The following is a 22794-nucleotide window of genomic DNA, read 5'->3' on the forward strand; positions in this document are numbered from 1 at the left end:
TGGAATCTTCCTTCACTAGATGAGTCGTATCTTAATTCTAGCATTTGGATACCTCTTTTCAAAGAAGAATAAAAAAATTAAAAGAATAAAAAACAAAAGAAAAAGGCTATCTTAGAACCAAGAAAAAATGTGTTTCTCAATTTACTATTATACGAGGAGTGAAGGTATGATTCTAGTTACAGGCGGGGCAGGATACATAGGTTCCCATTTAGTAAAAAAATTAAAAGAAGAAAATAAAGATTTGATTGTATTCGATAATTTTGAAAAGGGCCATAGATGGGCTGTTAAGGATGTTGAGGTTGTAGAAGGAGATCTCAGGAATGAAAAAGATGTTGAAAATTTATTTGAAAATTATAAAATAGATGAGATTTTTCATTTTGCTGCCTTTTCCTTAGTAGGAGAATCAATGAAAGAACCTGACAAATACTTTAAAAATAATGTTTGTGGTACTTTGAATTTATTAAAAGCTATGAAAAAACATGGAACTCGTTATATAGTATTTTCTTCTACCGCAGCAGTATATGGAGAGCCTGAAAATATACCAATAACAGAAGATCAAAAGAAAGAACCTACCAATGTATATGGCCAATCAAAATTAATGATTGAAGATGCACTGAAGTGGTATTCTAATTTAGATATAATAAGATATGTTGCACTAAGATATTTCAACGCTGCTGGAGCATATCCTGATGGAAGTATTGGAGAGGATCACGATCCTGAAACACATCTTATTCCTATCGTTCTAGAAACTGCTTTAGGAAATAGAGAAAAAATGTATGTGTATGGAAACGATTATCCAACAAAAGATGGAACTCCTGTGAGAGATTATATACACGTTATGGATTTAATAGATGCCCATATACAAGCGATGGAATGGATGAAAAAAAATAATCAATCTGATGTTTTTAATTTAGGAAATGGACAGGGTTTTTCCGTTTTAGAAGTCATAAAAACAGCAGAAAAAGTAACAAAGAGAAAAATTAATTATGAAATAACTTCCAGACGCTCTGGTGATCCAGCTGTTTTGATTGCTTCTTCAAATAAATCAAAGAAGATATTAAATTGGGAACCACAGTATCCTCAACTAGAAAAGATAATATCAGATGCCTGGAATTGGCACAAAAACAGATGATAAATTTAGGGGGAAATAAGTATGAATATAGAAAATATTAAAGAGAAAATACGTGACATTCCTGATTTTCCAGAAAAAGGTGTAATATTTAAAGACATAACTCCTCTTCTAAAGGATCCAAAAGCATTTAAATTTTCAATAGAAATGCTTTCTGAATTGGTTAAAAATTGGGATTTTTCGGGTATTGTTTCTCCAGAATCTAGAGGTTTTATTTTTGCATCACCCTTAGCCTTTAAATTAGAAAAAGAATTAATTCCCGTGAGAAAACCAGGAAAATTACCGTATGACACATATTCTATTTCTTATGAGTTAGAATATGGGAATTCTATTCTTGAAATGCATATAGATGCGGTCCAAAAAGATCAAAAAGTCATTATAATAGATGATGTGTTAGCAACTGGCGGAACTACAAAAGCCATAAAAGAACTGATAGAAAAAGCTGGCGGAGAAGTAGTAGGGGTCGCTTGCTTGGCTGAGCTAACTTATTTAAAACCTAGAGATACTTTAAAAGATTTGAAGGTTTCTAGTTTGATAGAATATTAATATTTATTAATAAAAAATCCTGGTTTTTAATAAAATTATAGAAAGGAGCTAAATATGAACGGGATAAAATTTGATTTTTCAAATGTTTTTTATCCAAACATTGAAAAAGGATTAACAGAAGAAGAAATTTATAACAATGAAGAAAAAATAAAAGATGTAGTAAATAAATTAATAGATGAAAATCCTGGATTTTTAAGCCTACCCTTTACCAGGGTATATATAGACAGAGTTTTAGATTTAAAAAATTGGGTTCAAAGTTTTGAAAGCGTTGTTGTTTTAGGGATTGGAGGCTCTGCATTAGGAAATCAGGCTTTACAAACAGCTTTAAACCCTTTGCACTACAATGTTCTTCCAATAGAAATTAGAAAGAATCCTAAAATATTTATTTTAGATAACGTTGATCCAGACTTTATCGCTTCTGTTTTGGACCAAATTGATCCTAAAACTACTTTGTTTAACGTTATATCAAAATCTGGTACAACTGCTGAAGCTATGGCAAACTACTTAATAGCAAGAGGCATAATAGAAGGTTATGGTTTGAAACCAAAAAATCATTTCTTGTTTACAACTGATCCACAAAAAGGTATACTAAGAAAAATAGCAGAGGAAGAAGGAATTAGAACATTAGATGTTCCTCCTCATATTGGAGGAAGATTCAGTGTATTAACTCCCGTTGGCCTTTTGTCTGCTTTAGCTAGTGGAATAGATATCATTGATCTTTACAACGGCGCTAAGGAGATGCAGAAAAAGGTAATTAATCCAAATGTATGGGAAAATCCTGCCGCTTTTAATGCTTTAATACATTATTTGTACTATCAAAAAGGGTTTAATATTTCAGTAATGATGTCTTATTCTAATAAATTGTTCCTTCTTGCAGATTGGTATAGACAGCTTTGGGCTGAAAGTTTAGGAAAAAAATTTAACCTTAAAGGTGAAACAGTAAATATAGGACAAACTCCTATAAAAGCTCTAGGAGCTACTGATCAACATTCTCAAGTACAATTGTACAACGAAGGGCCTTACGATAAAGTCGTTACTTTTCTGCAATTAGAAAAATTCGAAAGAAACATAAAAATACCGAAATTGTATGAAAATCTTCCTGAATTATCTTATTTAGGTGGTCATGAACTTTCAACTCTTTTGAACACTGAATTAGAGGGCACAGAGTATGCTTTAATAGAAAATAATAGACCTAATCTTAAAGTCATTTTCCCTGAGATCAACCCATTCAACATAGGCCAATTCATCTTCGCTTACGAATTCCAAACGGCTGTAATGGGTAATCTTTTAGAAATCAATCCATATGATCAACCCGGAGTAGAATTAGGTAAGAAAGTTACTTATGCGCTAATGGGAAGAAAAGGCTTTGAGGAATTTAGAACAGAAGTGGAAAATAAAAGAACTAACAAAAAACAAGTGATGATGTAAAAATGGTAATAGGAATTACTGGACCAGCTGGTAGCGGGAAAAGCACTGTTTCAAAGCTTATTAAAAAAATATTGAATAATAAAGTTTGTATTATTGATGTTGATAGGGTAGGACACGAAGTCCTTGCCCTTTTTCTTATCAAAAAAAAACTGAGGGAAGTTTTCGGAGAAAAAATTTTTGATAATGAAGGAAATATATCAAGAGTAAAACTTGGCAATATTGTTTTTTCAGATAAAGAAAAACTTGAAATTTTGAATCAAACAGTTCACCCTGCGATTTTTAAAAAAACCAGAGAAATACTTAAAAAAAGTTTAAAAAAAAGTGATATAATTATTTTAGATGCTGCTTTGCTACATAAAATAGGGTTAGATAAATTGTGTGACAAAATAATTCTAGTTGAATCTACAAAGCAAAAAAGAATCGAAAGATTGATCGACAAAAGAGGTGTTCCGAAAGAGAAAGCGGAAAAAATTGTTAATTCACAAAATTTGGAAAATCTTGGTTATTATGATTTTAAAATATACAACGAAGAAGATATTAATAAATTATACAAAGAAGTTGCGAAAATTGTTCAAAAATTTCAAGGAGGTGTGTTTGAATGAAGAAGATTTTTTTAATATTCATTTCCATTTTTCTTGTTGTGTTCTCTTTTTCTCAAGTTGAAGTTGAGTTTTGGCACGCTATGGGTGGACAGTTAGGTGAAACTTTGAATTCGTTGGTAGAAACATTCAACAGAGAAAATCCGGATATATACGTGAACTCCATTTATGTTGGGAATTATAGTGCTTTAAACCAGAAATTGCTTTCAACTATTACTGCATATTCTCAAGGTAGTAGAACCGACCTCCCTACTTTGTCTCAAGCCTATGCAAACTGGACAGCTATGTATCTTTTTTCAGATGTAGTTCAACCATTAAATGGTTACATAGAAAATGATCCCAATTTTACAGAAGCTTGGGATAATCAAATTTTCCCCGTTTTAAAAGATTTAGTAACTTGGGGAGATACGGTGTATGCAATACCTTTTAATAAATCTGTTTATGTTTATTATTATAACCCCGATTTATTTGATTTGTTTGGAGTAGAGCCCCCAAAAGATATGAAAGAATTAGAAGAAGTAAGTGCAATGTTAACAATGGATCTAGATATGGATGGGGAAACAGATCAGTACGGATTAGGAGCAAGAACATTTATAGATGATTTTCAAATCTTTTTGTATGCCCATAACGTTACTTTCTTAGATTACGTTGGAGATGGTAAATATAAGATAATTTTAGATGAAAATAGAACAAAAGAAGTATTAAATTATATTAAAAACTTAAGAGATTCAGGATATGCAATGTTTCAGAATGCATATCTAGATCAACCATTTGGCTCAGGTGAGATAGCTGCATATATGGGGACTGTAGCCGGTTTAACTTATGCTGAACAATCTTCAAAAGGTAAACACGGAGTTGCTTGGGCTCCATTACCATCATCAGATGGGGTTCCTCATTCTCCTATAGCTGGTACTGATTTAATAATGTTCAATTGGGTAAGTGAAGAACAGAAAGAAGCTGCGTGGAGATTTTTAACGTTTCTTATGGACCCTGTTAATGTTGCATATTGGTCTATAAACACAGGATATGTTCCTATTAGAAGAGATGTAGAAAATGTTCCACAATGGCAAGCTTATACAGCAAAAGACAACAAACCTACTATTGCGTTAAATTCACTTGAAAACGCAATCCCCGATCCTAAACCCGCCGCATGGAATAACATCAGAAACGAAATTAGTACTGTTTTCTCTAACTTCATAAACGGTATGACAGATGTCAACGAAACTTATGTTGCTATAATAAGAGCTTTAGAAGATGGTTTAAGGGAAACGGGAGAACTAGCTGAATAATTAAACTACTTGTTCAAATAAAACCCCAGGTGTTAACACCTGGGGTTTTATATTGGTGGAGTTGATGGGATTTGAACCCACGACCTTTGCCTTGCGAAGGCAACGCGCTCCCGCTGCGCTACAACCCCTTTTATTATATTATACCATTAGAAACAAACTTTTAATCTTCTTGGATTGTACCATCTCTAATTGTAATTATTCTATCTGCTCTTTTGGCAATATTAATGTCATGAGTAACAACAACTAAAGTTGTTCCCTTTTCTTCTTTTATTTTTTCTAAAAGTTTAATTATAAGCTCGCCAGTTTCCGTATCTAGATTACCAGTTGGTTCATCCGCCCAAATAACTTCAGGAGAATGTATTATAGCCCTTGCAATAGCAACTCTTTGCTGCTCGCCGCCTGATAATTCATAAGGAAATCTGTACGCCTTATTTTCCATCTTAATTTCTTTTAAAACTTCTAAAGTTTTTGCTTTTGCATTTTTGGTTTTCTCTCCTAAAATTAATAAAGGAAGTTGAACATTTTCCATTACGTTGAGAACTGGGACTAGATTAAAAAATTGAAAAACAAACCCCATATTTCTTGCTCTAAAGGAAGTTCTTTCTTCTTCCTTCAAATTTTGAAAAGGTATTCCTTTGAAATAAATTTCACCTTTCGTTGGTTTATCTATTGCTGAAAGACAATTCAATAAGGTTGTTTTACCCGACCCTGAAGGGCCAAGTATAGCAATAAATTCGCTTTTATTGATTGTTACATTAACATTCTTTAAAGCCTCAACTTTTATCCTTTTATCGTTATAAAATTTGTATAATTCAATTGCTTTTATCAACGGTGAATTTTTTATTTTAGATTCCATTATACAATCTCCTTCAAGCTTTCTGCAGGCGTAATTTTAGATATCAAAGAAACGGGTATCATCAAAGTTAAAAAAGTTATTAAATATACTGTCCCTATTATCCCCAATACACGCACTAAAGGAAAGTAAAAATCAACATTCCCAAGAAATTGGAAAATCGCGTAAATAATATCTTTAGCAACTAAATAACCTCCAAAGACTCCTATAAGAACTCCTATAGAAACGATACTAAAATTCTCTATCAAAAAACCCTTTGCAATATCTTTTGAACTGGAGCCTATGGCTCTCAGTGTCCCTATCATTCTTTGACGAACGATACATGACCTAACGGAATATAATGCAAGACCTGAAAATCCGCTTATTAATCCCAAATATAGCATTCCTGTGGTCAAAGAAACAATATTATCTACACCAAAAAAAATCATACTTAATAGTTCCTCTATGTATATTGGGAAATCAAAATTTGCCATATACATATTTTTTACTTCATCAATATCTTTTTCATGAACATTCCCCAAAAGTAAATCGAGGCCCTTTAAATTGTTAGGTTTATTTATAACGTTTGTGACATATTTTATAGGTATATAGGTATTATCTAAATCAAAAAATCCCACAACATTATACGAAACGTTAAAATCCCTACTTAATGGGAAAAATGAGGATATTTTCCCTTCTACAATTTTAGGAATGGCTTCTTGCTCGTTAAATTTGCCATAAATAACTGTATTTTTTTCTTTTAAATCTTCTCTCCAATCTTTCTGAACCTCAGAAGGAATAACAGAATATTCTAGAAATGAGTCGTCCACAAAAGCTATAACCTGAGAATTCAGCATTGCTACTTGTACCTTAGATGGATTGTTTATCTTTTCATTTACTGGTAAATCTTGAGTTAGAAATAGATTTTTAAAAGGATTAGAAACAACAAGAAAATTAAAACCAAATAGTCCTTCTTGGGTTGTAGTATCAATAAATTTTATCAAATTAGTGGGTATAGAAACAATAACTATCAGACCAAAAATCACTATCCCAAACATCATAGATAATAATAAAATTCTAACGGGAAACCTTTCAAGAAAAGAAAAACCTAATAAAAACGAAACACTTTTTTTTGAAGAAAATAATTTTGAAACCTTTTTTAAAATAGGAATAATAGATGTAAAGAAAATTATGACTATAAAAATAAATAATAAAGCCCTTTGAAAAATGAGATTGAAAGTTAAAATTTGAGAGTCAAAAGAAAAAACTGTTCTACTCATTATTATCAGAAATATAGATAGGCTAACATTGAAAAAGGCGTTCTTAAATAAAAACACAAAACCCAAAGAAATAAGAAACGTATTTATAATTTCAAACCCTTCCGAAAAAGAAAACATAAATATACCACTTAAAATTAAGATTAGAGAAACCCATCCACTTATATTATGAGGAAGATATTCTTCTATTCCCTTTTTCAAAGACTCTATGGGTGAATTATTAGAGATCTGTAAACCCTTTAGCAGAAAAATAAACAAAGGAATCACAGTACCAATTAAAAAGCCGAATATTACAGTTCTCACTGTTAACTTATAGGGGGCGATAGAAAAACTACCTAAAGTTTCAAAACTTAATCCTGAAACGATTCCCCCCAACTGATTCAATAAAAATTCCCCTACTTTTGATCCCAAAAAAACACCTATGGCAGAAGAAATTCCGAAATACAGGATACTTTCAAGGAGAAAAATAAACAAAATATTTCTTCTTTTTATCCCTAAAATTCTCAAAATCCCTATGTTTTTTTCTTGCTCATTTGCAAAATTATTCCCAAAAACTATAATTAAAATTATCCCAGCTAGAATAGAAAAAGAATTAAAAGCAAAAACAATATAACCTAGAATTTGATTCGTAGGTGAATTCATAAAATTTTCTTTAATATTATTCAATTTTAAATTTGGAGGTAAGGATAGCTTATCTGCATTTACCTCACTTGAATCAACAAAATCAACATAAGCTTTTGTAGGAAAAAGTAGTGAATCTTCAAAATCTATTATATTTACAAAAATACTCCCTGGATATTCAGCAATTTCTCCTCTGTAATTTAGAAACCCACCTTTTTCGTCTATATAGGAAACTTCAAAATTTTTTGTTCCATAAGAGGTATGAACAATTATATTATCTCCTAGTTTTAACCCTAATTCATGCGCTATTTCATATCCTATCACAGCTTTACCAGGAGTTAAATCTAATTCTTTAGCTACAAATTCAACAAGATCTTTATCTTTTACCGCTATAACTAACGTTTCAAGAAATTTACCATCTTTTTCTATTCTTCCTGTACTCTCTGAAACAGGAAGAATTTTTCTTACGTTCTCGTTACTTTCAATTTCCTCTAAAACTAAATCAGATAAAGGAAAAGAATAAAACAAAGAAGATCTGATGTTCACAATCGAAGCATCAGCTTCACCAAAATTTATTTCAACTTGTGACTGTCTATACGAAGATATTGAATCATTAAGCGAAAGAGATGAAACAGTCAACAAAGAAGGGATGATTGCACCTAAAACTAACAAAAAGCTAATCTGCCATTTCTTAAAGAAATTTCTTAAAGAAAACTTCAAAAAAAACACTTCATCATCTCCTCGACTTAACTTTTCTTATTGTCTTATTTTATCAGATAAAGAGTTAAATTTCTACATATATCTAAAAAAATACAAAAAAATTAAAAATGTTGTACAATTAATATACATTAAAAATAAAATTTTAGTAACTTTGATTCACATAAAAAAACATCGAGGTGAATAAATTGGAAATAGTTAATTCTCAAAAAGCTATATCTTTTATCAATAATGGTGACGTTTTGATGGTAGGAGGATTTCTGGGTATAGGAACTTCTAACTTTTTGATAAATGAATTAATAAAACAAAACAAAAACCATCTTACAATCATATGTAACGATACTGCATTTGAAAATAATGGAGTCGGCCTTTTAATATCTAACAAGCTTGTGAAAAAAATTATCACTTCTCATATAGGAACAAACAAAGAAACTCAAAGACAATATATAGAAAACGAAATAGAAATCGAATTTGTACCTCAGGGAACCTTAATTGAACAGATTAGAGCAGGCGGTTCTGGACTTGGTGGGGTTTTAACCCCAACAGGACTTGGTACAATAGTAGAAAAAAATAAACAAATTATAGAGATAGATGAGAAAAAATATCTTCTTGAAAAACCACTTAGAGGAAATGCCGCAATAGTTAAGGCAAAAAGAGCAGATCATCTCGGAAATCTTCAGTTTTCTTTTACCGCAAGAAATTATAATCCTATTATATCCTTAGCTTGTGATCTAGTTATAGTTGAAGTTGAAGAACTAGTTCCAACGGGATCTATGCCCCCTGATGAGATCCACTTTCCCGGTGCTCTTGTTGATTATATCGTATTAGGAGGTAAAAATTCATGAATGAAAAAGAAAAAATTGCAAAAAGAGTTGCTAAAGAATTAAACCCTGGAGATATAGTAAATTTAGGAATAGGATTACCTACTTTGGTTCCCAATTATATTCGTGAAAATATCAAAATATTTTTTCAAGGAGAAAACGGAATCCTTGGAATAGCTAGAGAAATACCAGAAGAAATTGCCAATCCTGATTTAACAAATGCCAGTGGAAAATACATTGATGCGATACCAGGAGCAATGACATTTGACTCTGCATTTTCTTTTTCTTTGATAAGAGGAGGACACGTTGATGTATCAGTGCTTGGAGGTTTTCAAGTTGATGAAGAAGGACATCTTGCTAATTGGATGGTTCCTGGAAAGATTATTGCGGGGATGGGCGGAGCAATGGATTTGGTCACAGGAGCAAAGAAAGTTATAGTTGCAATGACACATACTTCAAAAGGAACTCCTAAAATAATCAAAAAGTGCGATTTACCCATAACTTCCAACAGAAGAGTAGACTTAATAATTACTGAATATGCTGTTATAGAACCTACAGATAAGGGTTTAATATTGAAAGAAATCGATCCAGATATTTCTCTGGAGGAGTTAACTAAAATTACCGGTGCGAAATTATATGTTGATGATGATATCAAAATGATGGAATTATAAAAATTCTACCTTTAAGCAGCACTAAAGTTATATTATTAAAAAGGGTGATTAAATGGAGAAAATTAAAAGTGTAATTAGAGTAAGAATGGGTTCTGATGATGCGCATTACGGAGGAGATTTGGTAGATGGAGCAAAAATCTTACAATTATTTGGTGATGTTGCAACAGAGTTACTTATTAAACACGACGGTGATGAAGGATTGTTCAAAGCATATGATAACGTTGAATTTCTTGCTCCCGTTTATGCTGGAGATTATATAGAAGCGGTTGGAGAAATCGTTAAAGTTGGAAATACTTCTAGGATGATGATTTTTGAAGCTAGAAAAGTTATAACAAAAAGATCAGATATATCTGATTCCGCTGCAGATTATCTTGAAATACCAATAATAGTGTGTAAGGCTAGTGGTACATGTGTTGTTCCTAATGAGAAAAAAAGGAAGTGATTTTTATGGAAAAGTTGATCATTACAGCGGCCCTAACAGGTGCAGAAGTTACAAAAGATCAACAACCAAACTTACCTATTAACCCCTCTGAAATTGCCCAATCTGCTTATGACTGCTACTTAGCCGGTGCTTCTATTGTCCATGTACATGCAAGAGATGAAAACGGATATGCAACCCAATCGCTTCAAACTTATAAAATAATAAAGGAAAAAATAGAATCAAAATGTAATGTTATTTTTCAACCATCCACCGGAGGAGCTGTTTATCATTCTTTTGAAGAAAGAAAACAACCTTTAAGCTTAAACCCAGAGATGGCAACTTTATCTGCAGGAACAACTAATTTCGGTAAAGATATTTTCGCAAATCCTCAAGAGTATATAGAAAATTTCGCTCTAGAAATGAAGGAAAGAAAAATAAAACCTGAAATTGAAGTTTTTGAACGAGGACATATATCAAACGCTTTAAGATTAGAAAAAAAAGAGTTGTTAAAAAAACCTATTCATTTTGATTTTGTTTTGGGTGTGCCTGGGGCAATGCCTGGAGAGGTAGAAGATCTAATATTTCTTGTAAAAAATATCCCTGAAGGTAGTACATGGACAGTTGCAGGAATTGGAAAATACGAATTACCCCTTTCAGTTCATGCAATTTTGATGGGAGGTCATGTTAGAGTTGGATTCGAAGATAATATATACTTTAGAAAAGGAGAATTAGCAAAATCTAATGCCCAATTAGTCGAAAGGATTGCAAAACTTTCTTTAGAATTCGGAAGGGAAATTGCCACACCTGACGAAGCAAGAAAAATACTAAATATATCGGGAGGAAAAAAATGAAAAAAGGTTGCCCATTCGGTTCTCATAGAGTTATTGAACCAAAGGGATTACTTCCCCAAGCAGCAAATAAAATCGATAACTCTATAGAAATTTATTCAAATGAAATATTGATTGATGTTTTAACTTTGAATATCGATTCTGCCAGTTTTACACAAATTAAAGAATCGTGTGGAAACGATGTAGATAAAATTAAAAATCACATTTTAGAAATAGTAGAAGAAAGAGGAAAGTTGCAAAACCCTGTTACTGGATCAGGTGGGATGTTAATTGGAAGGGTAGAAAAAATAGGATCGGAGTTCCCCGATAAAAACTTAAAAATCAAAGACAAAATTGCAACACTCGTATCTCTTTCGGCAACTCCTTTAAAGATTGACAAAATAAAGAAAATTAATTTAGAAAATGATCAGGTTGATATAGAAGGTAAGGCAATATTGTTTGAAAGCAGTATTTATTCGCTTTTACCAGCAGATATTCCCGAAAGATTGGCATTAGCCGTCTTAGATGTCGCTGGTGCGCCTGCGCAGGTTTCAAAATTAGTAAAAAAGGGTGATATCGTTTGCATTATAGGTGGAGGAGGAAAATCAGGAATACTTTGTACGTATCAAGCAATGAAAAATATTAAAAAAGACGGGAAAGTTATCGTTGTTGAGTATTCTAAAGAAAATGTCCAAAGGTTAAAAGATATGAAACTAGCTGACGAAATAATTATAGCTGATGCTACTAAACCACTTGAAGTATATAAAAAAGTTTTGGAAAAAACTGAAGGAAAATTTTGCGATGTTACTATTAACAATGTAAATGTCCCAAACACTGAAATGTCATCTATTTTGATAACTAAAGATGGTGGAACAGTTTACTTCTTCTCTATGGCAACCTCTTTCACAAAAGCTGCTTTAGGAGCGGAAGGTGTTGGTAAAGATATTACAATGATCATTGGAAACGGGTATACGAAAGGGCATGCTGAGCTAACCCTTCAAATAGTCAAAGAATCTAAAATAATCAGAGAAACCTTTGAAAAATTATACCTTTAAGGAGGTGGCTCTCTTGAACATACCTAGAAATTTTAAAGATATTCCTCTGTGGAAAAATGTAACAAATGAGGAATGGAATGATTGGCATTGGCAATTAAAAAACAGAATCACTACAGTAGAAGAATTAGACCAGGTGGTTAATTTAACCGATGAAGAAAAAGAAGGAATTAAAAATACTTTAAAAACGATGAGGATGGCTATTACACCTTATTATGCTTCTTTAATGGATCCAAACAATCCAAGATGTCCTATAAGAAGGCAAGCTATTCCAACATCGAAAGAATTGAAACAAGGCGAATGGGATCAATTAGATCCCTTACATGAAGATTCTGATTCTCCTGCTCCCGGACTTACACATCGATATCCAGATCGGGTTCTTTTTCTAATAACTGATATGTGTTCCATGTACTGCAGACACTGTACCAGAAGAAGATACGCTGGCCATTATGACACTCATAGAAAAAAAGGAGAAATTGAAGCAGCACTTCAGTATATAAGAGATACCCCACAAGTTAGAGATGTACTTTTATCAGGTGGAGATGCGTTAATGGTTGGAATCCCAGTTTTAGAATATATATTAAAAGAGTTAAAAAATATTCCACACGTAGAAGTGGTAAGAATAGGGACAAGGATACCTGTTGTTTTCCCACAATTGATCACCAATGAACTAATTGATGTATTGAAAAAGTATCATCCTTTATGGATTAATACCCAATTCAATCATCCAAAGGAAATAACTCCTGAATCTGCCCAGGCATGTAGTAAACTGGCCGATGCTGGAATTCCGCTTGGAAACCAATCTGTCTTACTCAGAGGAGTGAACGACAGCAAGTATATAATAATGGATTTAGTACATGAATTAGTGAAGTTAAGAGTCAGGCCATACTATTTATATCAATGTGATTTATCTGAAGGCATTGAACATTTTAGGACATCTGTATCAAAAGGCATAGAGATAATGGAATCGCTTATTGGACATACTTCTGGTTTTGCTGTTCCTGCGTTCGTAGTTGATGCACCGGGTGGGGGTGGAAAAATTAGGATAATGCCAAATTATTTGATCTCTCAAAACAAAGACACTATAATTTTGAGAAATTATGAAGGGGTAATTACCGCTTATCATGAACCAAAAGATACTTCAACAGATGTAGATGACGCTATTTATAGAGAAAAATATAATTGGTATGGAGTTGCTAGATTATTTGAAGACAAGGAAAAACTAAGTCTAGAACCAGATCTTCTTGAAAGACACGAGCGAGTAAAGTTAAGAAAGAAATACGATGATATAGGAGGACAGAATGAAATACGAAGAGATAAAAATCAACCAAACGTATGAAACACAAAAAATTATAACAGGCCAGATGGTCGAAACTTTCGCAGAAATAACCGGTGATAAAAATCCACTTCATTTAGATGAAGAATTCGCTTCAAAAACTATTTTTAAGAAAAGAATAGCTCACGGTATATTGAGTTTAGGTATAATTTCCTCAGTTCTTGGTATGGAATTTCCCGGTCCAGGAACCATCTATATGAAGCAAGAAACTAAATTTTTAAAACCTATCTATATAGATGAAAAAATCACAATAAAAATAACTGTGAAAGAAAAGATACCAGATAAATCTCGCTTGATATTAGTTACACAGATAATAAAAGAAGATGGTTCTTTAGGTATTGATGGAGAAGCTTTAGTAATGTTCAAGAATTAACTTTAGAGAGGTCATAAAAATTGAAGAGCATTGCTTTGGTTGGATTAGAAAAAAATACAGGTAAAACAGAAACTTTAAATTACATATTAAAAAATTTAGATAAAAGAGTTGGAGTTACTTCAATTGGATTTGATGGTGAAATAAGAGATCAATTAACATTCCTATCAAAACCCCAAATAAAAATAAAAAAAGGAACAATATTTGCAACTGCTGAAAAAACTTATTATCAAAAAAAATTTAGCTCAGATATATTATCAGTTGAAAATACTTTAAGAACACCCATAGGGAAAGTAATCATTGCAAATGCTTTGGAAGATGGTGAAATAATCTTAGCTGGTCCTCAAAAGACAAAAGATCTAAAATATCTTATCAAGAAAATGGAAAACTTTGGTGCCGATATAATTTTAATTGATGGAGCACTTTCACGACTTTCTTCTGCTTCTCCAAGTATTTCAGAAACAATGATTCTTGCAACAGGTGGTTCTTTAAGTTTAAATATAGATACAATAGTCAAAAAGACAAAATTTATTACTGATTTAATAATGCTGGAAAAAGAAGAAAATGATAAACTGCCAAACCTTCCCAATGGAATTTATTCAATTAACGATAAAATAATTAAATTACCAATAAAATCCTTAATGGGCTTGGAAGAAATGGAAAAATTTCAAAATATCTTTGAAGAATTTGGAAAAAAGCTCTACATTAGTGGGGCTTTGAGCGAAACTTTTATCAACTTTTTATGCAAAAAAAACTACATAGAGGAAATAGAAATAATCGTTCAAGATTTTACCAAAATTTTTGTAAATCCTGAAACTTTCAGTGTTTTTACTCACAAGGGAGGAAAAATAAAAGTACTTCAAAAACCAAAACTTTTAGCTGTAACTATAAATCCTTTTTCTCCGTATGGATATGAAATAAATACAGATATTCTTAAAAATAGATTAGAAGATAAAATCAATGTTCCTATCATTAATATTAGAAAAGAAGGGAGAATATTGCAAAAGCTTTTGCAATAATCATTTAGAATTGTATTTTCTTAATAGTAAAACTGAAGGAGGCTCTTCAATGAACAAATTAGATTTAGATAAAAAGAAAATTGAATATGCCAGAAGTCTAGCAAGAAAAATAGCTGTTGATGTTCAAACTTTTGTTGAAAAAAAATCAACCATATCAACCGAAAGAACCATTTGCAGATTACTGGGAATAGATGGAGTTGATAGAAACGGTATACCTCTTCCAAATGTGGTAGTGGATCATATCAAATCAAGTGGTTTACTAAACGATGGTGCTGCTTATATAATTGGAAAGGCAATTATAGAAACTAATTTATCTCCACAAAAAATCGCTGAAGAAATTGCCCAAGAAAAAATAGAACTTTCAAAGATAACTATAAATGATGAGTTGAAAATAAAAGAAAGCTTACAACCATATGTTGATTCAATGATCAATCTGATAAAACAGAATAAAAAAATCAGAGAAGATTATATAAATAAAATTGGTGAAGGATTGCAACCATACTTATACGTTATTGTTGCTACTGGGAATATTTATGAAGATGTAATTCAAGCACAGGCGGCAGCAAGACAAGGAGCAGACATAATTGCTGTTATACGATCAACAGGTCAAAGTCTATTGGATTATGTCCCATTTGGACCTACTACAGAAGGTTTTGGGGGGACTTTTGCAACTCAAGAAAATTTTAGAATCATGCGAAAAGCTCTAGATGAAGTAAGTGAAGAATTAGGAAGATATATAAGGTTAGTGAATTATGCATCGGGTTTATGTATGCCAGAGATATCAGCCATGGGTGCAATTGAAAGATTGGATGTAATGCTCAACGATGCCTTATACGGTATACTTTTCAGAGATATTAATATGCAAAGAACTATAATAGATCAATATTTCTCAAGAGTAATAAGTGGTTTTTCAGGAATCATCATAAATACAGGAGAAGATAATTACTTAACCACAGCCGATGCTTATGAAGAAGCACATACTGTACTAACCTCTCAATTTATAAACGAGCAATTAGCTTTATTTGCAGGAATCCCTGAAGAACAAATGGGACTAGGCCATGCCTTTGAAATGAATCCTGAATTGAAAAATGGCTTCCTTTACGAATTAGCACAAGCAGAGATGGCAAGAGAGATATTTCCAAATGCTCCACTCAAGTATATGCCTCCCACCAAATATATGACAGGTAACATTTTCAAGGGACATGTACAAGACGCTATGTTCAACGTTGTTTCAATTTTTACCAAACAGGGAATTCAACTCTTGGGAATGCTAACAGAAGCTATTCACACTCCACTCATGTCTGATAGATATTTATCAATAGAAAACGCAAAGTATATTTTTAATAATTTAAGAGATATATCCGATGAGATAGAATTTAAAAAAAATGGAATAATTCAGAAAAGAGCCTATCAAGTATTGGATGAATCAATAGATCTTTTAGAAAAAATGAGCAAAGACGGATTGTTTAACTCTCTCACAAAGGGTATTTTTGCCAATATTAAAAGGCCTTTAGATGGTGGTAAAGGCTTAGAAGGAGTTTTTGATAAAGGAAAGCATTACTTTAATCCATTTATAACCAAGATGTTGGAGGGAAATTAAAAATGAGTGCAGGTTCTTATTCAACTGAAAAGAAAGAGCTCGATAGAACTCTAAACTTAAAAGAAATAAAACCTTATGGGGATACTATAAACGATGGTAAAACTCAGTTAAGTTTTACCCTCCCAGTTCCCGACGGAGAGAAAGCAATAGAAACAGCAAAACAATTGATGATAAAAATGGGTTTTGAAGATCCTATGATAGTTTACCATAAGGAATTAACAAAAGGATTCACATTCTTCATTTGTTACGGAGTTTGTATACATAGCATCGATTATACTTCCATTCAAATCCAACAATTAGAAACAGAAAAAATGTCGATGGAAGAGATAGATGAATTTATCAAAAGACATATAGGCAGGAAGATTAAAGTATTAGGAGCTTCTACGGGAACAGATGCTCATACAGTTGGTATTGACGCAATAATGAACATGAAAGGGTTTGCAGGGCATTATGGTCTTGAAAGATACCAAATGTTTGAGACTCTAAACATGGGAAGTCAAGTTTCCAACGAAGAATTCGTTGCCAAAGCATTAGATTTTCAAGCTGATGCCTTGTTGGTTTCTCAAACTGTCACACAAAAAAATATTCATGTAAAAAATCTTACAGAATTAGTCGAATTATTAGAAGCCGAAGGTATAAGGGATAAAGTCATCCTTATAGCAGGTGGGCCGCGTATAACACATCAATTAGCTAAAGAAATTGGTTTTGATGCTGGATTTGGCCCAAATACTTACGCAGAAGATGTTGCAATATTCATTGCCAAAGAGTTGTACGAAAGAATACAAGAAAATAAAAAATAGTTGTATTCTCTTTTAACCCTCTAACTTAGGTGTTATAATATTATTAGCAAATAAAAGTCGAAAGTGATAAGAGGAGGGAAAAAAGAGTTATGCCAGAAGTAAAAGAGTTTCAAGCTGAAACGAAAGAGCTGTTGAATTTAATGGTAAATTCTATCTATACTCACAAAGATATATTTTTAAGAGAGTTGATATCAAATGCCTCAGATGCTCTCGATAAGATAAGGTTTTTGTCCTTAAAAGACCCTACAATTTTGCAAAATGATTCAGAACTTCAAATAAGAATCGAAATTGACAAAGATAACGGAACTTTGATCGTACAAGATAATGGCGTTGGAATGTCTTATGAAGAAGTAGTTGAAAATTTAGGAACTATAGCAAAATCCGGAACCAAAAACTTTCTAAAACAATTGAAAGAAGCAGAATCAGAAAATGCTGTTATAAATTTGATAGGTCAATTCGGTGTGGGTTTTTATTCAGTCTTCATGGTTTCAGATAAAGTAACGGTGGAAACAAAAAAGTGGAATGAAGAAAATGGAGTAAAATGGGAATCAGATGGAAGTGGCACCTACTCAATCCAAAAGTGTGAAAAAGGGAAAAGAGGCACAAAAATCATTTTAAAATTAAAAGAAACCTTGGAAGAAGATGAAAACTATTTGGACCAATACAAGATTCAAGAACTAGTGAAAAAGTATTCTAATTATGTAAAGTATCCTATAAAAATGAAATGGGAAGAAGAAGTTGAAAAAGGCAAGATTAAGGTAACAGATAAAACATTAAATTCAATGGTTCCTTTATGGAACAAAGGCAAAGAAGAAATCACCCAAAAGGAATACAATGAATTTTACAAAGAAAATTTCTACGATTGGAACGATCCATTTGATATAATACATTTCAAAGCCGAAGGAACTACCGTACAATTTACTGCGCTTTTATATATTCCATCAAGGATGCCTTTAACTTTTTTCAGTAAAGATCATAAAAAGGGCTTAAATCTTTATTCAAAAAATGTATTTATAATGGAAAATTGTGAAGAATTACTTCCAGACTACTTTGGCTTTGTAAAAGGGCTGGTTGACTCTCCAGACTTTTCTTTGAACATTTCAAGAGAAATACTTCAAAAAAACAATCAGTTAAAAATTATAAGGAAAAATATAGAAAGAAAGATTATAGATACCTTAAAATCGAGACTTGAGAATGAAAAAGAAAAGTATGAAGAGTTCTGGAAAGAGTTTGGAAAAGTTATTAAAGCAGGACTATACCAAAATATTCAGGATAAAGAAAAAATTCAAGACTTATTACTCTTTGAAAGTTCTTTATCAGAAGACCATATGACTACGCTAAAAGAATATCTTTCAAGAATGAAGGAAAATCAAGAAAGATATATTTTCTATGCTGTAGGTAGAAATAGAAAAGCTATTGAAAATCTTCCTCAAATGGAATCATTCAAAGAAAAAGGTTACGAAGTGTTGTATTTAACTGATGAAATAGATGAATTTCTTATAAAATTATTGCATGATTATCAAGGCAAAGAATTTAAACCCATAAGTAGCTCAGAAATAAAAATAGACAACACACTTAAAGAGAAAGAAGAAGAAAGTAAGGACTTATTGATTAAAATAAAGGAACATTTAAAGGACAAAGTAAAAGATGTTAGATTAACAGACAAATTAAAAGATTCTCCCGTATGCATAGTAAGTGCGAATGAAGCGGTTTCTTTGAACATGGAAAAAACTTTAAAAAATTTAGAACAGTTACCATTTGAAGCTGAAAAAATATTAGAGTTAAATCCAAACCATCAAATCTTCAAAATTTTGCAAGAAATATACAATAAAGACCCTGATTCTGAAGAATTAAGAGAATATTCAGAAATTTTATATAATCAATCTTTGTTACTTGAGGGGTTAGAAATAGAAGATAAAAGCGAACTAGCCAAACAAATTACAAATCTGATGTTAAAAGCAAATAAATAAAATCAGATGAAAAAAGGGGGAGCCTTTGTGCATTATGAAAAAACTTTTTGGGGTTACACAACAGAAGGAATACCGGTCGATTTATATACACTAAGAAACGATAAAAAAGTTATGGTCCAAGTTACAAATTATGGAGCATCATTAGTTTCCTTGTATACACCTGATAAAAATGGCAATATAGAAGATGTAGTTTTAGGTTTTGACTCGGTTGTTGATTATGAAAAATTAACGCCTTACAATCCTTTTTTCGGAGCTACAATAGGCCGTTATGCAAACAGAATAAGAAAAGGTCAATTTTCTTTGGATGGAAAAACTTATTCACTATCACAAAACAATGGTGTAAATCATCTTCATGGTGGAATTAAAGGCTTCCAAAAACAAATATTTAAAGCAACACCTTTTGTAACCCCAGAAGAAATATCCATTCAGTTCAAAAGATTAAGCCATGATGGAGAAGAAGGTTATCCTGGGAATTTGAAAGTCAGTATAACTTACACCTTGACAAAAAACAATGAACTTAAAATAACTTACAAAGCAACGACTGATAAAACAACGATAGTTAATTTAACAAATCACTCTTACTTTAATTTAACTGGTGAAGGAAATGGAGATATTCTGGATCATCAACTCATGATCGCAGCAAGTCGGTATACTCCTGTAAATGAAACATTGATACCCACAGGAGATTTATTACCTGTAAAAGATACGCTCTTTGATTTTACAAGTCCAGTTTCTTTAAGAGATCCGATAGCAAAATTGAAAAAACTATCTTTTGAAGGGTATGACCATAATTTCGTACTTGATAAAAATGGTGAAAATATTTCTTTGGCAGCAAAAATATCCGAACCTTTAACTGGTAGAGTTATGGAAATATATACCACAGAACCTGGAATTCAACTCTATACAGGAAATTTTGTTGATACATATGGCAAAGAAGGAAAATACTACGGTAAATATTCCGGATTAGCTTTAGAAACTCAACACTTTCCCGATTCCCCAAACCAGCAAGATTTTCCAAGTACTATTTTAAAACCAGGAGAGTTATACTTTTCTCAAACAATTTATAGATTTTCTATTTCTTAAAATTCTTTGTTGATATACACTGACGTATGGAGGTATAAGTTTTGGATATTATTAAGACTATCACAGAAGAACTTAACATTAAAATATTTCAAACAGAAAACACAGTAGAACTATTAATCCAAGGAAACACTGTCCCTTTTATTAGTAGATACAGAAAAGAAAGAACTGGAAATTTGGACGAAGAAAAAATAAGAAATATCGAAGAACTGTACAGATACTATCAAAATTTAGAAGAATATAAAAAAACAGTATTAAGAAATATTGAAGAACAAGGAAAACTTACTGATGACCTGAAGGAAAAGATCGTAACCGCAAAAAAAATGAACGAAGTAGAGGATTTATACCTTCCCTACAAAAAAAGAAAGAAAACAAACGCTGATAAAGCTATAGAATCAGGACTGCAACCTGTAGCCAACAAAATTCTACTTGGAAGTCTAAAAACTTTTAAGGAACTAGAAGAGTTCATAACAGAAGACTACGACACTCTAGAAAAAGTTTCAGAAGGCATATCATACATTATCGGCCAGACTTTTGCACACGATAAAGACAGGAGGGAAAGTCTTAGAAAGTATTACGAAAAGTACGGCAAGATTTATTCTGAAAAGAAAAAAGATTATGTTGATCAAGATACCAAATATGACATGTACCATGAATTCAATCAAGATATCTCTAAAATACAAAATTACCGAGTATTGGCATTAAATCGTGGGGAAAAAGAAGGTATTTTAAACGTTAAATTATTAATTGATGATGATTGGTTAAATTTAGAAAAAACTAAATATAAAACAAACAACGAATTGTGCAATGAAATTATATTTAAAGGCCTTGATTATGGATATAAAAATATGTTAAACCCTTCTATAGAAAGGGAAATAAGGCAAATTCTGACAGACAAGGCCGAAATAGGAGCTATAGAACTTTTTTCTAAAAATTTGCGTCAACTACTATTAACTCCACCCTTAAAAAACAAAAGAGTTCTTGCTATAGATCCGGGATTTAGAACAGGTTGTAAAGTTGTAGTACTTGATGAACTAGGTAATTTATTAGAAAACAACACTATCTTTCCTGTTCCGCCTCAAAACGATATAGAAGGATCCGAAAAAATATTATTGGAATTGATTGAGAAACATAAGGTTAATTTGATAGCAATAGGAAATGGAACTGCTTCTAGAGAAACTCAACAATTTATTGTAGATTTGATACATAAAAATGAACTAAATCTAAAATACATATTCGTTGATGAATCGGGAGCATCTGTTTATTCAGCTTCAAAATTAGCAAAAGAGGAATTCCCAAATTATGACGTCACCGTAAGAGGGGCTATAAGTTTGGGTAGAAGGATTCAGGACCCCCTTTCTGAATTTGTTAAAATTGATCCGAAATCTATCGGTGTTGGACAATATCAGCATGATGTTAACCAAAAAAAATTAAAAGATAAACTCGATGCAACTGTAGAAAGTGTGGTTAACAACGTTGGGGTTAATTTAAATACCGCTTCTTATTCTTTGTTAGAATATGTGTCAGGAATATCAAAAAGTTTGGCAAAAAAGATTGTAGAATTCAGACAAAAGAATGGCTCATTTAAAAAAAGAGATGAACTTCTTAAGGTGAAGGGATTTGGAGAAAAAAGTTTTGAACAAAGTGCAGGTTTTTTGAGAATAATAGACGGAGAAAATCCATTAGAAATAACAGGGATACATCCTGAAAGTTATGAAACAGCAGAAAAAGTAATAAATATTCTTGGATTTAGAGTTAATGATTTAAAGGACAATGACAAATTAGAGTCTTTAAAGTTAAAAGTTACTCAGTTTCTAAATCAAAAAGAAAAAATCAAAGAAATTTCTAAAGAACTAGAAACTGGAGAATACACTCTTTTAGATATTTTAAAAGAACTTCAAAAACCAGGGAGAGATCCACGCGATGAAATGCCTCAACCTCTGTTGATGGATGACGTTCTTAAATTTGAGGATTTAAAAGAAGGGATGCATTTATCAGGTAAAATCACGAACATAACAGATTTTGGAGCATTTGTTGACTTGGGAATAAAAGAAAATGGACTAATACATAAATCTAATCTTTCAGAAAAATTTATTCATCATCCTTCAGAAGTCGTCCAAATAAATGACATCGTAGAAGTTGAAATAGTGAATATAGATAAAAACAGGAAAAGAGTAGGACTTAAATTAATAAATATCAAATAGCTGTGGAATAATGAACTAACCCCCATGTCTAGTAGACACGGTTCAATTCCCCTTCCTCGAAGGGGTGGATGCAGCGTTTTGTGCTGCAGACGGGGTAGTCACTTCTATTCCCCTTCTTGAAGGGGTGGATGCAGCGTTTTGTGCTGCAGACGGGGTAGTCGGTTCTATTCCCCTTCCTCGAAGGG

The 22794-nt window shown here is 32.0% G+C and carries 20 protein-coding genes and 1 tRNA gene; 18 read left to right on the forward strand and 3 right to left on the reverse strand.

Translation table 11 applies throughout. The features are described 5' to 3' along the window. Nucleotides 1-166: 166 nt before the first annotated feature. The 5 genes from galE to PW5551_RS05360 are packed head-to-tail and all read left to right on the forward strand — an operon-like array spanning nt 167 to nt 4991. On the forward strand, nt 167-1132 hold the full coding sequence (gene galE / locus PW5551_RS05340) for a UDP-glucose 4-epimerase GalE (protein WP_113074764.1): 966 nt from the start codon (nt 167-169) through the stop codon (nt 1130-1132). Nucleotides 1133-1153: 21 nt separating this feature from the next. Then, on the forward strand, nt 1154-1675 hold the full coding sequence (locus tag PW5551_RS05345) for an adenine phosphoribosyltransferase (protein WP_113074765.1): 522 nt from the start codon (nt 1154-1156) through the stop codon (nt 1673-1675). Between the two features lie 54 nt (nt 1676-1729). Next, complete coding sequence (locus tag PW5551_RS05350) at nt 1730-3103, forward strand: glucose-6-phosphate isomerase (RefSeq protein WP_113074766.1); 1374 nt, start codon at nt 1730-1732, stop codon at nt 3101-3103. Between the two features lie 2 nt (nt 3104-3105). Then, on the forward strand, nt 3106-3705 hold the full coding sequence (gene coaE, locus PW5551_RS05355; RefSeq protein ID WP_113074767.1) for a dephospho-CoA kinase: 600 nt from the start codon (nt 3106-3108) through the stop codon (nt 3703-3705). Next, nucleotides 3702-4991 (forward strand): ABC transporter substrate-binding protein, encoded by a 1290-nt coding sequence (locus tag PW5551_RS05360; RefSeq protein WP_113074768.1) that lies wholly within the window; start codon nt 3702-3704, stop codon nt 4989-4991. The genes coaE and PW5551_RS05360 overlap by 4 nt, the downstream gene beginning before the upstream one ends. 53 nt (nt 4992-5044) lie before the next feature. On the opposite strand, the gene PW5551_RS05365 is transcribed toward PW5551_RS05360, so the two are convergent. From PW5551_RS05365 to PW5551_RS05375, 3 genes are all read right to left on the reverse strand, one after another. After that, a tRNA-Ala gene (locus PW5551_RS05365) sits at nt 5045-5119 on the reverse strand. A gap of 32 nt (nt 5120-5151) precedes the next feature. Further along, the gene (locus PW5551_RS05370) at nt 5152-5847 is read right to left on the reverse strand and encodes an ABC transporter ATP-binding protein (protein ID WP_113074769.1); all 696 of its coding nucleotides are present in this window, start codon (nt 5845-5847) and stop codon (nt 5152-5154) included. Then, nucleotides 5847-8450, reverse strand: a complete 2604-nt coding sequence (locus PW5551_RS05375) for an ABC transporter permease (RefSeq protein ID WP_113074770.1) — start codon at nt 8448-8450, stop codon at nt 5847-5849. The genes PW5551_RS05370 and PW5551_RS05375 overlap by 1 nt, the downstream gene beginning before the upstream one ends. Before the next feature lie 176 nt (nt 8451-8626). On the opposite strand from PW5551_RS05375, the gene PW5551_RS05380 reads away from it, so the two are divergent. The 13 genes from PW5551_RS05380 to PW5551_RS05440 all read left to right on the forward strand — a co-directional run bounded on the left by PW5551_RS05380 (nt 8627) and on the right by PW5551_RS05440 (nt 22609). Continuing rightward, complete coding sequence (locus PW5551_RS05380; protein ID WP_113074771.1) at nt 8627-9283, forward strand: CoA transferase subunit A; 657 nt, start codon at nt 8627-8629, stop codon at nt 9281-9283. Continuing rightward, nucleotides 9280-9930 carry a 3-oxoacid CoA-transferase subunit B gene (locus PW5551_RS05385; RefSeq protein ID WP_113074772.1) on the forward strand — a complete coding sequence of 217 codons (651 nt, stop codon included), beginning with the start codon at nt 9280-9282 and terminating at the stop codon, nt 9928-9930. The genes PW5551_RS05380 and PW5551_RS05385 overlap by 4 nt, the downstream gene beginning before the upstream one ends. Before the next feature lie 61 nt (nt 9931-9991). Continuing rightward, nucleotides 9992-10372, forward strand: coding sequence for a hotdog domain-containing protein (locus tag PW5551_RS05390; protein WP_113074783.1), 381 nt, complete (start codon nt 9992-9994; stop codon nt 10370-10372). A 5-nt stretch (nt 10373-10377) separates the two neighbouring features. Continuing rightward, nucleotides 10378-11202, forward strand: coding sequence for a 3-keto-5-aminohexanoate cleavage protein (locus PW5551_RS05395; RefSeq protein ID WP_113074773.1), 825 nt, complete (start codon nt 10378-10380; stop codon nt 11200-11202). After that, complete coding sequence (locus PW5551_RS05400) at nt 11199-12233, forward strand: L-erythro-3,5-diaminohexanoate dehydrogenase (RefSeq protein WP_113074774.1); 1035 nt, start codon at nt 11199-11201, stop codon at nt 12231-12233. Before PW5551_RS05395 ends, PW5551_RS05400 begins: the two co-directional genes overlap by 4 nt. A gap of 19 nt (nt 12234-12252) precedes the next feature. After that, nucleotides 12253-13569, forward strand: coding sequence for a lysine 2,3-aminomutase (ablA, locus tag PW5551_RS05405; protein WP_370445915.1), 1317 nt, complete (start codon nt 12253-12255; stop codon nt 13567-13569). Further along, nucleotides 13532-13939: a MaoC family dehydratase gene (locus PW5551_RS05410; RefSeq protein ID WP_113074776.1), complete on the forward strand. Its 408-nt coding sequence runs from the start codon at nt 13532-13534 to the stop codon at nt 13937-13939. Before ablA ends, PW5551_RS05410 begins: the two co-directional genes overlap by 38 nt. A 20-nt stretch (nt 13940-13959) precedes the next feature. After that, on the forward strand, nt 13960-14955 hold the full coding sequence (locus PW5551_RS05415) for a hypothetical protein (protein ID WP_113074777.1): 996 nt from the start codon (nt 13960-13962) through the stop codon (nt 14953-14955). Nucleotides 14956-15004: 49 nt separating this feature from the next. Further along, nucleotides 15005-16555 carry a lysine 5,6-aminomutase subunit alpha gene (locus PW5551_RS05420; RefSeq protein WP_113074778.1) on the forward strand — a complete coding sequence of 517 codons (1551 nt, stop codon included), beginning with the start codon at nt 15005-15007 and terminating at the stop codon, nt 16553-16555. A 2-nt stretch (nt 16556-16557) separates the two neighbouring features. Then, nucleotides 16558-17355, forward strand: coding sequence for an OAM dimerization domain-containing protein (locus PW5551_RS05425; protein WP_113074779.1), 798 nt, complete (start codon nt 16558-16560; stop codon nt 17353-17355). An 89-nt stretch (nt 17356-17444) separates the two neighbouring features. Further along, nucleotides 17445-19325, forward strand: coding sequence for a molecular chaperone HtpG (htpG, locus tag PW5551_RS05430; RefSeq protein ID WP_113074780.1), 1881 nt, complete (start codon nt 17445-17447; stop codon nt 19323-19325). Between the two features lie 27 nt (nt 19326-19352). Continuing rightward, nucleotides 19353-20408: an aldose epimerase family protein gene (locus PW5551_RS05435; protein WP_233488448.1), complete on the forward strand. Its 1056-nt coding sequence runs from the start codon at nt 19353-19355 to the stop codon at nt 20406-20408. Nucleotides 20409-20449: 41 nt separating this feature from the next. Next, nucleotides 20450-22609: a Tex family protein gene (locus tag PW5551_RS05440; protein ID WP_113074782.1), complete on the forward strand. Its 2160-nt coding sequence runs from the start codon at nt 20450-20452 to the stop codon at nt 22607-22609. The last annotated feature ends 185 nt before the right edge of the window (nt 22610-22794 follow it).

The organism is Petrotoga sp. 9PW.55.5.1, assembly GCF_003265365.1.
Lineage (GTDB): Bacteria > Thermotogota > Thermotogae > Petrotogales > Petrotogaceae > Petrotoga.